Genomic DNA, 13,076 nt, shown 5'->3' on the forward strand with positions numbered 1-13,076 from the left:
TAAGTTCTTCCTTCCTTATGCCGCCTGCTTCGCTTCCGCATCCTGCGGGAACGGGAAGCCGAAGAGACGCAGCAGCTCGCGCGCTTCGTCGTCGGTCTTCGCGGTGGTGGTGACAATCACGTCCATGCCGCGCACCTTATCGATGCGGTCATAGTTGATTTCGGGGAACACGATCTGTTCCTTCACGCCCATGGCATAGTTGCCACGACCGTCAAAGGACTTCGGGTTCAGGCCGCGAAAGTCGCGGATGCGCGGCATCGCGATCGTCACGAAACGATCGAGAAACTCGTACATGCGTTCGCGACGCAGCGTGACCTTGCAACCGATCGCCATGCCTTCGCGCAGACGGAACTGGGCGATGGACTTCTTGGCACGGGTGACGACGGGCTTCTGGCCCGCGATCAGTTCCATTTCGGAAACCGCCTGCTCGACCTTCTTACGGTCCTGGGTGGCTTCGCCGACACCCATGTTGAGCACGATCTTTTCGATCCGCGGAACTTCCATGATGTTCTTGTAACCGAACTTCGACTGCATCGCCTTGGCGACTTCATCGTCATACAGCTTCTTCATCCGCGGCACATATTTGTCAGCCATTGATGACCTCCCCGGACTTCACGGCCACACGGACCTTCTTGCCGTCACGCTCTTCGAAGCGGACGCGAGTGGGCTTGCCGTCCTTGGTCACATGCGCGACCTTGGAGATGTGGAGCGGCGCTTCACGGCGCTCGATCCCGCCCTGCGGATTTTCCTGCGTCGGCTTGCGATGGCGCGCCATCACGTTGATGCCCGACACGACGACCTTGTCCTCACGCGGCATCGCCTTGACGACCTCACCGGTGCGCCCCTTATCCTTGCCGGACAGGATGACGACCTGATCGCCCTTCTTGATCTTCGCGGCAGCCATTACAGCACCTCCGGCGCAAGACTGATAATCTTCATGTGCTTCTTTGCACGCAGTTCGCGGACCACCGGGCCAAAGATACGGGTGCCGATCGGCTCCTCGTTCTTGCTGACCAGCACGGCCGCGTTCGAATCGAAGCGGATTACCGAACCGTCGGGACGACGGATGTCCTTGGCAGTGCGCACGATCACCGCGCGGTGGACGTCACCCTTTTTCACGCGGCCGCGCGGTGCTGCTTCCTTGACGGAGACGACGATGATGTCGCCCACGCCGGCAAAGCGGCGCTTCGAGCCGCCCAGCACCTTGATGCACTGCACCCGCTTCGCGCCGCTGTTATCGGCGACGTCGAGATTGGATTGCATCTGGATCATCGATCCAATTCCTTCTCACTAGGCTTGCCGGGACATGCCCGGTAGTTCCGTTGCTCAATCGTCGGACGGACCAGCCGTCCAAACCACGTTTCAGCCTTCTGCCGAAGCCTTTTCGGGCGTTGCATGGGTGTTGACCCGAGCAATGACCTTCCAGGTTTTCAGCTTCGAAATCGGCTTGGTCTCTTCGATCCGCACCGTTTCACCAGCTTTGTACTCATTCGCCTCGTCATGGGCGTGATACTTCTTCGAACGCCGCATGATCTTGCCGTAGAGCGGGTGCTTCACCTTGCGCTCTACCTTGACCACCACGGTCTTGTCCGTTTTGTCGGAGACGATCTCTCCCGTCAGCACGCGCTTCGGCATGTTGTCGAACTCCTTACTTCGCAGCCGAGCGCACGCGCTCGTTCTGCAGCGTCTTGATACGCGCAATGTCGCGGCGGACTTCCTGCACCCGACTCGACTTTTCGAGCTGCTGGGTTGCGGCCTGGAAGCGCAGATTGAACTGCTCACGCTTCAGGTTGCCCAGCTCGGTAGCCAGTTCGTCATCGCTCTTCACGCGAAGATCAGCGGTCTTCGTCATTGTCCTCAACCCTCCAGGTGCGACGTGTCGCCAAGACGCGCCACGACCTTGGTCTTGATCGGCAGCTTCATCGCCGCACGCTCAAACGCTTCGGCGGCGAGCGGGCCGGCAACGCCGTCCAGCTCGAACAGAATACGACCGGGTTTCACACGGGCCGCCCAATATTCCGGCGAACCCTTACCCTTACCCTGACGAACTTCGGCAGGTTTTTTCGATACCGGCACATCGGGGAACACGCGGATCCACAAACGTCCCTGACGCTTAATGTGACGCGTGATCGCACGACGAGCAGCCTCGATCTGGCGAGCGGTGATCCGCTCCGGCTCCATCGCCTTCAGCCCGTAAGAGCCGAAGTTCAGCGACGTGCCACCCTTGGCCTCACCATGGATGCGGCCTTTAAAGGCCTTGCGGAACTTGGTGCGTTTCGGTTGCAGCATTTTCTCTTATCCCAACCTTAGCGACGATCGTCGCGCGCCGGGCGAACGCCCGAAGTCTGCGCTTCCATCATCAAGCGGTCCTGCGCCAGCGGATCATGCGCCATGATCTCGCCTTTGAAGATCCAGACCTTCACGCCGCAAACGCCGTAGGCGGTGTGCGCTTCGGCCTCGGCATAATCGACGTTCGCGCGCAGCGTGTGCAGCGGAACGCGACCTTCGCGATACCATTCGGTCCGCGCGATTTCCGCGCCGCCCAGACGACCGCCGCAATTGATACGGATACCTTCCGCACCCAGACGCAGCGCCGACTGCACCGCGCGCTTCATGGCGCGACGGAAGGCGATGCGGCGCTCCAGCTGATCGGCAACACCCTGAGCAACGAGCTTGGCGTCGATTTCCGGTTTGCGGATTTCGACGATATTCAGGCTCACATCGCTCTGCGTCATGTCGGAAAGCGTGCGGCGCAGCTTTTCGATGTCCGCACCCTTTTTGCCGATGATGACGCCGGGACGCGCAGCATAGATCGAAATGCGACACAGCTTGGCAGGACGCTCGATCACTACCTTGGAGATCGCTGCCTGCGGCACCGTCTTCAGGATATACTTGCGGATCTTGATGTCTTCCATGAGCAAACGCCCATAGTCATGACCTTCGGCGAACCAGCGGCTGTCCCAGGTGCGGTTGATCTGGAGCCGCAGCCCGATCGGATTGCTCTTCTGACCCATGACTTACGCCTCTTCCTCTTCGCGCACGACGATCCGAAGCTTCGAAAACGGCTTCAGGATGCGCGTCGACTTGCCGCGGCCACGGGTGTGGAACCGCTTCATCGTGATCGACTTGCCGACCGATGCCTCGGCGACGACCAGTGCGTCGACGTCGAGATTGTGGTTATTTTCCGCATTGGCGATCGCCGATGCGAGCACCTTGCGCGCCTCGACTGCCATTGCCCGCTTGGAGAAAGCGAGAATGTTCATCGCATCGCCCGCCTTCTTGCCGCGGATCAGACCGGCGACCAGATTGAGCTTCTGCGCGGAACCGCGAATGGTGGTACCCACCGCAAGCGCCTCATTATCGGCGACGCGGCGCGGAGCTGCCTGCTTGCTCATCAGCGCTTACCCTTCTTGTCGGCAGCGTGACCGGGGAAGAAGCGCGTCGGCGCAAATTCACCCAGCTTCATGCCGACCATGTCTTCGTTCACCGACACCGGCACGAACTTGCGGCCGTTATAGACGCTGAACGTCAGTCCTACGAACTGCGGCAGGATGGTGGAGCGACGCGACCAGGTCTTGATCGGCGCGCGGCCACCGGCCTCCTGCGCGGCTTCCGCTTTTTTCAGCAGATGGAGGTCGACGAACGGACCTTTCCAAACCGAACGAGCCATGTGCGCTTAGCCCTTCTTCTTCGCATGACGCGAACGGATAATCATCCGGTCGGTCTTCTTGTTATTGCGCGTACGCGCGCCCTTGGTCGGCTTGCCCCACGGGGTCACCGGATGGCGACCGCCCGAGGTCCGGCCCTCACCACCGCCGTGCGGGTGATCGACCGGGTTCTTCGCGACACCGCGGGTCAGCGGACGACGGCCCTTCCAACGGGTGCGCCCCGCCTTGGCGAAATTCTGGTTGGCGTTGTCAGGGTTCGACACCGCGCCGACCGTCCCCATGCAGTTAGCGGGGATATAGCGCTGCTCACCAGAGTTCAGGCGAACGATCACCATACCACGATCGCGACCGACGAGCTGCACATAGGCACCTGCCGACCGGGCAATCTGACCGCCCTTCATCGGCTTCATCTCCACATTGTGGATGATGGTGCCGACCGGCATCTGACCAAGTTCCATGGCGTTGCCCGGCTTCACATCAGTCTTCTTGCCCGCAACTACCTTGTCGCCAACAGCAAGTCGCTGCGGTGCGATGATATAGGCCAGCTCGCCATCGTCATACTTGATAAGCGCGATGAACGCGGTGCGGTTGGGATCATATTCAATCCGTTCAACCGTACCCTCAACGTCCCACTTGCGACGCTTGAAGTCGATATAGCGATAGCGCTGCTTGTGACCACCGGCGATGCCGCGCGAGGTCACATGACCCTTGTTGTTACGGCCACCGGTCTTGCGCTTGCCTTCCGTCAGCGCCTTGACGGGGCCGCCCTTGTGCAACGCAGACCGGTCGACGAGGATCAGTCCACGTCGCGCCGGAGAGGTCGGGTTGTAATTCTTGAGTGCCATTGCCTCAGACCCCCGTCGTCACGTCGATCGAATCACCGTCTTTCAACGTCACGATCGCTTTTTTCATGTCCGAGCGGCGATAGGGAGCCCCCTTCCACCGCTTCGTCTTACCCTTCTGAACGATGGTGTTCACCTTCGCCACAGAGACGTTGAACAGCGCCTCGACCGCAGCCTTGATTTCCGGCTTGCTTGCGTCGCCGGCCACCTTGAACACCACCGCATTCGCCTCGCTCACTAGCGTCGACTTTTCGGTGATGTGGGGCGCGAGCACCACGTCATAATGGCGGTTGTCCACCGCTTTGACAGGCTTCTTAGCCATTGAAACGCGCCTCCAGCTTCTCGACAGCGGCGCGGGTCAGAACCAGCGTATCCGCTTTTAGGATGTCATAGACGTTGGCGCCCATGCTCGGCAGGACGTTGATGCCTACCAGATTACGGGCCGCCAGCGCGAAACCGTTCTCGACCGCTTCGCCGTCAATCACCAACGCCTGTTTACCAAAACCCAGCTTTTCGAGCTGCCCCTGCAGCGCCTTCGTCTTTTCGACGCCGGACAGATCATCGAGGATGATCAACGAACCACCCTTGGCATGGCTCGACAGCGCCATTTTCAGGCCGAGCGTGCGAACCTTCTTGTTCAGCGAATGACCGAAATCGCGAAGGCGGGCACCGTGGGCTTTACCACCACCGATGAAAATCGGTGCGGCGCGGTCACCGTGACGGGCAGTACCACCACCCTTTTGGCGACCCCATTTCTTGCCGGTACGCGCAACATCGGAACGCTCCCGCGTCGGACGCGCCGTAGCGCGACGCTTCTCGAGCTGCCAGGTGACGACGCGGTGGAGGATATCCGCCCGCGGCTCAACGGCGAACACCGCATCGTTGAGCTCGATATCGCCCTTAGCCTTGGCATCGAGGGTCTGAACCTTGACCTTCATCTATCAGCCCTCCTGGCCTTCGGCCGCTTCCGGAGCCGCAGCCTGTTCGGCGGGCGTCTCTGCGGGAGCGGCGTCATTCGAATTGGCAGCAGCCTTCAGCCCTGCCGGGAACGGCGCATCAGCGTGGCGCGGAACCTTTACGGCATCACGCACAATCAGCCATGCGCCTTTGTGGCCGGGCACCGAACCCTTCACGAAGATCAGACCGCGCTCGACATCCGTCTGCACGATCTCAAGATTCTGCTGGGTGCGGTTACGGTCGCCCATGTGACCAGCCATCTTCTTATTCTTGAAGACGCGGCCCGGATCCTGACGGTTACCCGTAGAACCATGCGAACGGTGCGAAAGCGAAACACCGTGGGTCGCGCGCAGACCGCCGAAACCCCAGCGCTTCATCGCACCGGCAAAACCCTTACCCTGAGTACGGCCGGAAACGTCGACAAACTGCCCTGCAACGAAATGATCGGCAGCCAGTTCGGCACCGACGTCAAGCAGACCATCTTCTTCGACACGAAATTCGCAGAGAATTGCTTTTGGCTCCACTTCGGCCTTGCCGAAATGACCGCGCTGCGGCTTCGCCACATTCTTTGCCTTGGCCGAGCCAGCGCCGAGCTGCAGCGCGACATAGCCGTCCTTATCTTGTTCGCGACGGGCGACAACCTGAACGCCATCCAGTGCCAGAACAGTGACCGGCACGTGGCGGCCATCATCCTGGAACAGGCGGGTCATCCCCATTTTCTTCGCGATCACGCCAGTGCGCATGATCCAAATACTCCATTGCAGAGGCCCCCGAAGGCCCATCCTACGGGGGCGTGTCCGGCGCCGTCGAAATACCCCGACAACCCCGTATTCAGCCCGATTTTTTGATGCGTAGCCCCGTCCGGGCTGAAATGCCCGAAACCGGGCAAGACGGGGAACGCAGACCCGGGCAAGCCCGGCGGTATTCCAATGTCGCTGAGGGCGAACCCTCCTGCGCGCCGTAATGATGCGGCACTTGCGGCCTTGCGTCGAGCCATGCCCGGTCGAGACCGCCGAATCGCGTTAGCGTTGAGAAGTCGCGGCCTTACGCCAGTTTAATCTCAACATCAACACCCGCAGCAAGGTCGAGCTTCATCAGCGCGTCGACGGTCTGCGGCGTGGGCTGAACGATATCCAGCATACGCTTATAGGTGCGAACCTCGAACTGCTCGCGCGACTTCTTGTCGATATGCGGCCCACGGTTCACGGTGAACTTCTCGATGCGCGTCGGCAACGGGATAGGACCACGAATAAGAGCGCCGGTACGGCGCGCGGTGTCAGCGATGTCGCCTGTCGCCTGATCGAGCACGCGATGATCGAACGCCTTCAGGCGAATGCGGATATTGTTGTCCATGTCCCTACCGATGCGAAAGAGCGGGGTGCCCTTGCTCCACTTGCCATCCACCCCAAGGGAGCCGATGACGAGGCGGAGATAGCCACCTCTTGCTGTTCAAACCAAAAACTGAAGGCGCGCCTCTACAGGGGAGTGAGGATGGGATCAACCCCCCCAATGCAACATTTTTCGCTGTTACCAAGGAACGGCATCCCCGAAACGGTCGAGATACTCCAGACCAGGGCGCGTTCGCTTGGCCAGTAGCACATCGACAAGCGGTGGCACCGCCTCCTCAATGGTATAGGGCGCATCTGGGCCGCCAAGATCGGTCTGTATCCATCCCGGAGCCATCACGGCGATTGAACGCGACTGTTCACGCTCTCTTGCCGCAAAACACCGCATCAACATGTTCAGTGCTGCCTTACTGGCACGATAGACCTCGCGCGTTCCCTTCTCGTTATTTGCAATGCTTCCCTGCCCCGACGACATGGCACCAATCAGGCCATCGGCTGGTACGCGATCCTTTAACGCCTCAATCACCCGCATCGGGCCAAGCGTATTGGTACACATCACCCGCACAAACTCTGCGTCGCTGACTTGATCGACGAGCGCCAGCGGGTCTCCGGTCGTCGTACCGGCATTGACGAACAATATGTCGAGGCGTCTATCCGATAAGCGACTACGCAGATCGACAATTGTATCGACGTCGTCGATATCGACCACCTCCACCCGCACCTGTTGCGGATACCGAGAAGCGAGGTCATGCAGACCTGAATGGGAACGACGCCCGCGTATAGTACCGATCACGGACCAGCCCCGCGTGACGAACTCCTCCGCCATGGCATAACCCAATCCGCGCGATGCACCGACGATCAGAATAGTTGGATTGTTATCGAATACCATCGTTAAACTCCCAATAGTCATCATTGCGGTCGGACGAAGACCCCTCGCATTAACAAAAATGCTTCGGTGTTACGTTAGATGCAAAAAACCCGGCCTCCCGCATGGGGAAGCCGGGTCTTTATCGTTTCGTCAGCGCCGTGAGGAGCTACCGCAACTTACTTGTCGATGGAGCTCACCACGCCGGCGCCAACGGTACGACCGCCTTCGCGGATCGTGAAGCGCTGGCCAACGTCCATGGCGATCGGTGCGATCAGCTTAACGCCAAGCGCAACATTATCGCCGGGCATAACCATCTCGGTGCCTTCCGGCAGTTCGATGGTACCCGTCACGTCAGTCGTACGGAAGTAGAACTGCGGTCGATAGTTGGCGAAGAACGGCGTGTGACGGCCACCTTCGTCCTTCGACAGAACATACACTTCCGACTTGAACTCGGTGTGCGGCGTGATCGAACCCGGCTTCGCGAGCACCTGGCCACGCTCCACATCGTCACGAGCGACACCGCGCAACAGCGCGCCGACATTGTCGCCAGCCTGCCCCTGATCGAGCAGCTTGCGGAACATCTCAACACCCGTGACAGTCGTCTTGCGGACTTCCGGATGAATGCCGACGATCTCGACTTCTTCACCAACCTTGATGATACCGGTTTCGACACGGCCGGTGACAACGGTACCGCGACCCGAGATCGAGAACACGTCTTCGATCGGCATCATGAACGGCTTGTCGAGCGGACGCTCCGGCTCAGGGATATATTCGTCGACCTGCGCCATCAGCTCGAGAACAGCCTTCTTGCCGATTTCCTCGTTGCTGTCTTCCAGCGCGGCCAGAGCCGAACCCTTGACGATCGGAATATCGTCGCCCGGGAACTCGTACGAGCTCAACAGTTCACGAATTTCCAGCTCGACCAGCTCGAGCAGTTCTTCGTCATCAACCTGGTCGACCTTGTTCATGAACACGACCATCGCCGGCACGCCGACCTGACGAGCGAGTAGGATGTGCTCACGGGTCTGCGGCATCGGGCCGTCTGCGGCCGAAACCACCAGGATCGCACCGTCCATCTGCGCCGCGCCGGTGATCATGTTCTTCACATAGTCGGCGTGGCCGGGGCAATCGACATGCGCATAGTGACGCTTGTCGGTTTCATACTCGACGTGCGCGGTCGAGATAGTGATGCCGCGCTCACGCTCTTCCGGTGCCTTGTCGATGTTTGCGAAGTCGACGGCCGTGCCGCCGCCCGTTTCGGCCAGGACCTTCGTAATCGCGGCCGTCAGCGACGTCTTGCCGTGGTCGACGTGGCCGATGGTGCCGATATTCAGGTGCGGTTTAGTCCGCTCGAACTTTGCTTTCGCCATTATTTCCTACCTTCTGATCTACGCGTGTTCCGAATCGTCTTGGAAGACACGAGAGCGCGCCCCTTAACGAGTTCTTTCAGGTTATGCCAGCTTCGCCTTCACTTCGTCGGCCACATTCTGCGGCACTTCGTCGTAATGCGAGAACTGCATCGTGTATTGAGCACGTCCCTGAGTGAAGGAACGCAACTGATTCACATAGCCGAACATATTGGCCAGCGGCACATTTGCCAGCACCGCCTGCGCGTTGCCACGGCTTTCGGTACCCTGGATCTGGCCACGGCGCGAGTTCATGTCGCCGATCACATCGCCGAGATAATCCTCCGGCGTGATGACTTCGACCTTCATGATCGGCTCCAGCAGCTTGATACCCGCCTTCGCCGCCACTTCGCGCATTGCACCACGGGCGCAGATTTCAAACGCCAGCGCCGACGAGTCGACGTCGTGATACTTACCATCGACCAGGTGGACCTCGAAGTCGATGATCGGGAAGCCGATCAGGTGCCCCGTCTCGGCGGTCTCGCGGAAGCCCTTTTCAACCGACGGGATATATTCGCGCGGGATATTGCCGCCCTTGATCTCGTCGAAGAACTGGAAGCCCGAACCACGCTCGCCCGGTGCGACCTGCACCTTCACTTCACCGAACTGGCCCGAACCACCCGACTGCTTCTTATGGGTGTAGGTCAGTTCCACCGGCTTAGCGAGATATTCGCGATACGCCACCTGTGGCGCACCGACATTCGCTTCGACCTTGAACTCACGCTTCATGCGATCGACGAGAATGTCGAGGTGAAGTTCACCCATGCCCTTGATGATCGTCTGACCCGATTCATGATCGGTCGAAACGCGGAACGACGGATCCTCGGCGGCCAGACGATTAAGCGCGACGCCCATCTTTTCCTGGTCAGCCTTGGTCTTCGGCTCCACCGAAAGCTCGATCACCGGATCAGGGAATTCCATGCGCTCCAGAATGATTGGCTTGGCCGGATCGCACAGCGTGTCCCCGGTCGTCGTTTCCTTCAGACCTGCGATCGCAACGATGTCGCCGGCATAGGCCTCCTCGATGTCCTCACGCGAGTTCGCGTGCATGAGGAGCATACGACCGACCTTTTCCTTCTTGTCCTTCACCGAGTTCAGGTACGAACCCTTGGTGAGCTTGCCAGAATAGATGCGGGTAAAGGTCAGCGAGCCGACAAACGGATCGTTCATGATCTTGAAGGCCAGCGCGGCAAACGGCTCGTCATCAGAGGACGGACGCGTCGCCTCCTCATCGCTGTCGGGCAGCACGCCCTTAATCGCCGGAACATCGAGCGGGCTGGGCAGATAGTCGACGACTGCGTCGAGCAGGGGCTGCACACCCTTGTTCTTGAACGCCGAACCGCACAGCACCGGAACGAAAGACTGGTTAAGCGTACCCTTGCGGATCAGCGCCTTCAGCGTGTCGGCGTCCGGCTCATTGCCTTCCAGATACGCTTCCATCGCATCGTCGTCCTGCTCGACGACCAATTCGATCAGATTCTGGCGATACTCAGCCGCCTTATCCTGCAGATCTTCCGGAATATCGGTATATTCGAATTCGGCGCCCAGTCCGTCATTCTTCCATACGATACCGCGATTGTTGACCAGATCAACCAGGCCGATCAGTCCGCCTTCGATACCGATCGGAATGTACAGAACAGCCGGGGTAGCACCCAGACGATCGATAATCGACTGAACGCAATATTCGAAATTGGCACCGGTGCGGTCAAGCTTGTTGATGAAGCACATCCGCGGAACTTTGTACTTGTCCGCCTGACGCCACACCGTTTCCGACTGCGGCTCGACACCAGCAACGCCGTCGAAGCACGCCACTGCACCGTCGAGCACGCGCAACGAACGCTCCACCTCGATGGTGAAGTCGACGTGGCCGGGAGTATCGATGATGTTGATGCGGTGATCGTTCCAGAAACAGGTCGTCGCGGCCGACGTGATCGTGATGCCGCGCTCCTGCTCCTGCTCCATCCAGTCCATCGTCGCCGTGCCTTCATGCACTTCGCCGATCTTGTAGGACTTGCCGGTGTAATAAAGGATGCGCTCGGTGGTCGTCGTCTTGCCAGCATCGATATGCGCCATGATGCCGATGTTGCGATACGATTTGAGCGGATCTTTGCGAGCCATTGTAAACACTCCGGTGCCGGGGATCATCCCCGGCGTTTAGGGAAAAACTACCAGCGGTAATGACTGAAGGCGCGGTTGGCTTCCGCCATACGATGCGTGTCTTCACGCTTCTTGACCGCATTGCCGCGATTGTTCGCGGCATCCATCAGTTCGCCGGACAGGCGTGCCGACATCGTGTTTTCCGAACGCGCACGAGCAGCAGTGATCAGCCAGCGAATCGCCAACGCCTGCGCACGGTCGGGGCGAACCTCGACCGGCACCTGATAAGTCGCACCACCGACGCGGCGGCTGCGAACTTCGATACCCGGCTTAATGTTGTTCAGCGCTTCATGAAAGATTCCCAGCGGATCCTTCTTGGCGCGCGCCTCAACGGTGTCGAGCGCGGAATAGACGATACCTTCTGCGACAGCCTTCTTGCCGTCCAGCATGACCGAATTCATGAATTTCGAAAGCACCAGATCACCAAATTTGGGATCGGGCAGGATTTCCCGTTTTTCGGGACGACGACGACGAGCCATTTCTGATTCCTTAGGTCTAATTCAGCGTATCCGGAACTTCCGGGATTCCGCCGAACCATCGACGGAACCCCTGTCCGGGGCTTACTTTGGCTGATTACTTCGGACGCTTCGCGCCGTACTTCGAACGGGACTGCTTGCGGTCCTTCACGCCCTGCGTGTCGAGAACGCCGCGCAGCACATGATAGCGCACACCGGGAAGGTCGCGCACACGCCCGCCGCGGATCAGCACGACGCTATGCTCCTGCAGGTTGTGGCCTTCGCCCGGAATGTAGCTGATGACTTCGCGCTGGTTCGTCAAGCGAACCTTCGCCACCTTGCGAAGCGCCGAGTTCGGCTTTTTCGGCGTGGTGGTGTACACGCGAGTGCAGACGCCCCGCTTCTGCGGGTTCTGCTCCATTGCAGGAACCTTGCTCTTGGCCTTTTGCAAAACACGGCCCTTGCGGACCAATTGATTAATCGTCGGCATGAAGCCCTTCACCTTTTTTCGTTACCGGCAAATTCCGGCGGTTACTTTGCTGAAGCCCTTACCTGTGCAATACAAAAAGCCCCGGCGGTCATCCCGACCCCCCGGGCCTTCGTCTTCAGCAACGTTCAGCTCAAAGCCCATACACGTGTCCTGACGGATACGCCTTACGGGACGCGGGCGCCTATACCCATGCAAGAGTGTGGGGTCAATGGGGCGCCGTGCACTAATCCGCCGAGACGTCAAGCAAGCGTCAATACCTTTACGGGTACAAGCGCAACTCCATGAAGCACCTTATTCCGAGCCCCCAATACCGGATCATACGCACACGTCATGATATGGCCCTTCCGTGTCTGATGACAAGTGTCACGCTGGGCTTCGCCGCAACACTACTTCCACCTATTCCCGTTCCCGGATTATGGACGCTCGCACAGACCCTGACTCCCGACGCGCCGATTGCATTACTCGCCATCGCAGTGGCGCTCGGAGCAACGGTGGCGCTGACGGCAGCACTTGCCCGCAATCCGCCATATGGGGGCAAGGCGCGGGCCGCGGCCGCGATACTTGCAATCGCCATACCCGGCATGACGATGCCGGATATGGGACTCGTGTCGATCGTGGCGGCCCTTCCCTTCACCCTATGGCTCCTCCGACAGAAAGAGCGACTGCCCGCGCTGCTGTTCGGGCTTGCACTTGCAGAAACCCTTGCCTGCGCACCGGCGGTTGGCAGCGTTGCCCTGCTGGCGGCACTAATCGCGGCAACTCGTATTCTCGTCACGCCTCACGCCGCCAACGACAACCTGCCCATAATAAACGCTTCACCCTTTGCCGGGGTAGCGCTTAACCTGGATTATGTTAGCCTTTCCGCGAAGAATTGATTCCGCGGGAGG

At 59.6% G+C, this 13,076-nt stretch carries 20 protein-coding genes; 1 reads left to right on the top strand and 19 read right to left on the bottom strand.

The window, feature by feature from the left end; translation table 11 throughout:
• Positions 1 to 15: 15 nt before the first annotated feature.
• The 19 genes from rplE to rpsL all read right to left on the bottom strand — a co-directional run bounded on the left by rplE (position 16) and on the right by rpsL (position 12,189).
• Positions 16 to 594 (bottom strand): 50S ribosomal protein L5, encoded by a 579-nt coding sequence (rplE, locus tag FHR23_RS02830; protein WP_184001398.1) that lies wholly within the window; start codon positions 592 to 594, stop codon positions 16 to 18.
• Positions 587 to 904, bottom strand: a complete 318-nt coding sequence (gene rplX, locus FHR23_RS02835) for a 50S ribosomal protein L24 (protein WP_184001399.1) — start codon at positions 902 to 904, stop codon at positions 587 to 589. The genes rplE and rplX overlap by 8 nt, the downstream gene beginning before the upstream one ends.
• Positions 904 to 1,272 (bottom strand): 50S ribosomal protein L14, encoded by a 369-nt coding sequence (rplN, locus tag FHR23_RS02840; RefSeq protein ID WP_184001400.1) that lies wholly within the window; start codon positions 1,270 to 1,272, stop codon positions 904 to 906. Before rplN ends, rplX begins: the two co-directional genes overlap by 1 nt.
• Before the next feature lie 90 nt (positions 1,273 to 1,362).
• Positions 1,363 to 1,635, bottom strand: coding sequence for a 30S ribosomal protein S17 (gene rpsQ, locus FHR23_RS02845; protein ID WP_184001401.1), 273 nt, complete (start codon positions 1,633 to 1,635; stop codon positions 1,363 to 1,365).
• Positions 1,636 to 1,648: 13 nt separating this feature from the next.
• Positions 1,649 to 1,852, bottom strand: a complete 204-nt coding sequence (rpmC, locus tag FHR23_RS02850; protein ID WP_184001402.1) for a 50S ribosomal protein L29 — start codon at positions 1,850 to 1,852, stop codon at positions 1,649 to 1,651.
• A 5-nt stretch (positions 1,853 to 1,857) separates the two neighbouring features.
• Positions 1,858 to 2,289 carry a 50S ribosomal protein L16 gene (gene rplP, locus FHR23_RS02855; protein WP_184001403.1) on the bottom strand — a complete coding sequence of 144 codons (432 nt, stop codon included), beginning with the start codon at positions 2,287 to 2,289 and terminating at the stop codon, positions 1,858 to 1,860.
• 17 nt (positions 2,290 to 2,306) lie between these two features.
• The gene (gene rpsC / locus FHR23_RS02860; RefSeq protein WP_184001404.1) at positions 2,307 to 3,014 is read right to left on the bottom strand and encodes a 30S ribosomal protein S3; all 708 of its coding nucleotides are present in this window, start codon (positions 3,012 to 3,014) and stop codon (positions 2,307 to 2,309) included.
• A gap of 3 nt (positions 3,015 to 3,017) precedes the next feature.
• Complete coding sequence (gene rplV / locus FHR23_RS02865; RefSeq protein WP_184001405.1) at positions 3,018 to 3,395, bottom strand: 50S ribosomal protein L22; 378 nt, start codon at positions 3,393 to 3,395, stop codon at positions 3,018 to 3,020.
• The gene (rpsS, locus tag FHR23_RS02870; protein WP_184001406.1) at positions 3,395 to 3,670 is read right to left on the bottom strand and encodes a 30S ribosomal protein S19; all 276 of its coding nucleotides are present in this window, start codon (positions 3,668 to 3,670) and stop codon (positions 3,395 to 3,397) included. The genes rplV and rpsS overlap by 1 nt, the downstream gene beginning before the upstream one ends.
• A gap of 6 nt (positions 3,671 to 3,676) precedes the next feature.
• A complete protein-coding gene (gene rplB / locus FHR23_RS02875; protein ID WP_184001407.1) occupies positions 3,677 to 4,513 on the bottom strand; it encodes a 50S ribosomal protein L2 in 837 nt (278 codons plus the stop codon).
• Positions 4,514 to 4,517: 4 nt separating this feature from the next.
• On the bottom strand, positions 4,518 to 4,832 hold the full coding sequence (locus FHR23_RS02880) for a 50S ribosomal protein L23 (RefSeq protein WP_184001408.1): 315 nt from the start codon (positions 4,830 to 4,832) through the stop codon (positions 4,518 to 4,520).
• Complete coding sequence (rplD, locus tag FHR23_RS02885) at positions 4,825 to 5,448, bottom strand: 50S ribosomal protein L4 (protein ID WP_184001409.1); 624 nt, start codon at positions 5,446 to 5,448, stop codon at positions 4,825 to 4,827. Before rplD ends, FHR23_RS02880 begins: the two co-directional genes overlap by 8 nt.
• 3 nt (positions 5,449 to 5,451) lie before the next feature.
• Complete coding sequence (gene rplC / locus FHR23_RS02890) at positions 5,452 to 6,210, bottom strand: 50S ribosomal protein L3 (RefSeq protein ID WP_184001410.1); 759 nt, start codon at positions 6,208 to 6,210, stop codon at positions 5,452 to 5,454.
• A gap of 301 nt (positions 6,211 to 6,511) precedes the next feature.
• Complete coding sequence (rpsJ, locus tag FHR23_RS02895) at positions 6,512 to 6,820, bottom strand: 30S ribosomal protein S10 (protein WP_066476792.1); 309 nt, start codon at positions 6,818 to 6,820, stop codon at positions 6,512 to 6,514.
• A gap of 174 nt (positions 6,821 to 6,994) precedes the next feature.
• Positions 6,995 to 7,702, bottom strand: coding sequence for an SDR family NAD(P)-dependent oxidoreductase (locus FHR23_RS02900; RefSeq protein ID WP_184001411.1), 708 nt, complete (start codon positions 7,700 to 7,702; stop codon positions 6,995 to 6,997).
• Between the two features lie 155 nt (positions 7,703 to 7,857).
• Entirely contained in the window at positions 7,858 to 9,051 is a 1,194-nt protein-coding gene (gene tuf / locus FHR23_RS02905; protein WP_184001412.1) for an elongation factor Tu, read from the bottom strand.
• Positions 9,052 to 9,132: 81 nt separating this feature from the next.
• Positions 9,133 to 11,205, bottom strand: a complete 2,073-nt coding sequence (fusA, locus tag FHR23_RS02910) for an elongation factor G (RefSeq protein ID WP_184001413.1) — start codon at positions 11,203 to 11,205, stop codon at positions 9,133 to 9,135.
• A 47-nt stretch (positions 11,206 to 11,252) separates the two neighbouring features.
• Positions 11,253 to 11,723 (bottom strand): 30S ribosomal protein S7, encoded by a 471-nt coding sequence (rpsG, locus tag FHR23_RS02915; RefSeq protein WP_184001414.1) that lies wholly within the window; start codon positions 11,721 to 11,723, stop codon positions 11,253 to 11,255.
• A gap of 94 nt (positions 11,724 to 11,817) precedes the next feature.
• A complete protein-coding gene (gene rpsL, locus FHR23_RS02920) occupies positions 11,818 to 12,189 on the bottom strand; it encodes a 30S ribosomal protein S12 (protein ID WP_119511496.1) in 372 nt (123 codons plus the stop codon).
• A gap of 281 nt (positions 12,190 to 12,470) precedes the next feature.
• On the opposite strand from rpsL, the gene FHR23_RS02925 reads away from it, so the two are divergent.
• Complete coding sequence (locus FHR23_RS02925; RefSeq protein ID WP_184001415.1) at positions 12,471 to 13,064, top strand: hypothetical protein; 594 nt, start codon at positions 12,471 to 12,473, stop codon at positions 13,062 to 13,064.
• The last annotated feature ends 12 nt before the right edge of the window (positions 13,065 to 13,076 follow it).

The sequence above is a fragment of the Stakelama sediminis genome (assembly GCF_014199335.1).
GTDB classification, from domain to species: Bacteria; Pseudomonadota; Alphaproteobacteria; order Sphingomonadales; family Sphingomonadaceae; genus Sphingomonas; species Sphingomonas sediminis.

Excerpts from the sequence above, each read along its gene's own strand:
- rplE (WP_184001398.1), bottom strand. The coding sequence starts at position 594 with ATGGCTGACAAATATGTGCCGCGGATGAAGAAGCTGTATGACGATGAA.
- rplX (WP_184001399.1), bottom strand. The coding sequence starts at position 904 with ATGGCTGCCGCGAAGATCAAGAAGGGCGATCAGGTCGTCATCCTGTCC.
- rplN (WP_184001400.1), bottom strand. The coding sequence starts at position 1,272 with ATGATCCAGATGCAATCCAATCTCGACGTCGCCGATAACAGCGGCGCG.
- rpsQ (WP_184001401.1), bottom strand. The coding sequence starts at position 1,635 with ATGCCGAAGCGCGTGCTGACGGGAGAGATCGTCTCCGACAAAACGGAC.
- rpmC (WP_184001402.1), bottom strand. The coding sequence starts at position 1,852 with ATGACGAAGACCGCTGATCTTCGCGTGAAGAGCGATGACGAACTGGCT.
- rplP (WP_184001403.1), bottom strand. The coding sequence starts at position 2,289 with ATGCTGCAACCGAAACGCACCAAGTTCCGCAAGGCCTTTAAAGGCCGC.
- rpsC (WP_184001404.1), bottom strand. The coding sequence starts at position 3,014 with ATGGGTCAGAAGAGCAATCCGATCGGGCTGCGGCTCCAGATCAACCGC.
- rplV (WP_184001405.1), bottom strand. The coding sequence starts at position 3,395 with ATGAGCAAGCAGGCAGCTCCGCGCCGCGTCGCCGATAATGAGGCGCTT.
- rpsS (WP_184001406.1), bottom strand. The coding sequence starts at position 3,670 with ATGGCTCGTTCGGTTTGGAAAGGTCCGTTCGTCGACCTCCATCTGCTG.
- rplB (WP_184001407.1), bottom strand. The coding sequence starts at position 4,513 with ATGGCACTCAAGAATTACAACCCGACCTCTCCGGCGCGACGTGGACTG.
- FHR23_RS02880 (WP_184001408.1), bottom strand. The coding sequence starts at position 4,832 with ATGGCTAAGAAGCCTGTCAAAGCGGTGGACAACCGCCATTATGACGTG.
- rplD (WP_184001409.1), bottom strand. The coding sequence starts at position 5,448 with ATGAAGGTCAAGGTTCAGACCCTCGATGCCAAGGCTAAGGGCGATATC.
- rplC (WP_184001410.1), bottom strand. The coding sequence starts at position 6,210 with ATGCGCACTGGCGTGATCGCGAAGAAAATGGGGATGACCCGCCTGTTC.
- rpsJ (WP_066476792.1), bottom strand. The coding sequence starts at position 6,820 with ATGGACAACAATATCCGCATTCGCCTGAAGGCGTTCGATCATCGCGTG.
- FHR23_RS02900 (WP_184001411.1), bottom strand. The coding sequence starts at position 7,702 with ATGGTATTCGATAACAATCCAACTATTCTGATCGTCGGTGCATCGCGC.
- tuf (WP_184001412.1), bottom strand. The coding sequence starts at position 9,051 with ATGGCGAAAGCAAAGTTCGAGCGGACTAAACCGCACCTGAATATCGGC.
- fusA (WP_184001413.1), bottom strand. The coding sequence starts at position 11,205 with ATGGCTCGCAAAGATCCGCTCAAATCGTATCGCAACATCGGCATCATG.
- rpsG (WP_184001414.1), bottom strand. The coding sequence starts at position 11,723 with ATGGCTCGTCGTCGTCGTCCCGAAAAACGGGAAATCCTGCCCGATCCC.
- rpsL (WP_119511496.1), bottom strand. The coding sequence starts at position 12,189 with ATGCCGACGATTAATCAATTGGTCCGCAAGGGCCGTGTTTTGCAAAAG.
- FHR23_RS02925 (WP_184001415.1), top strand. The coding sequence starts at position 12,471 with ATGAAGCACCTTATTCCGAGCCCCCAATACCGGATCATACGCACACGT.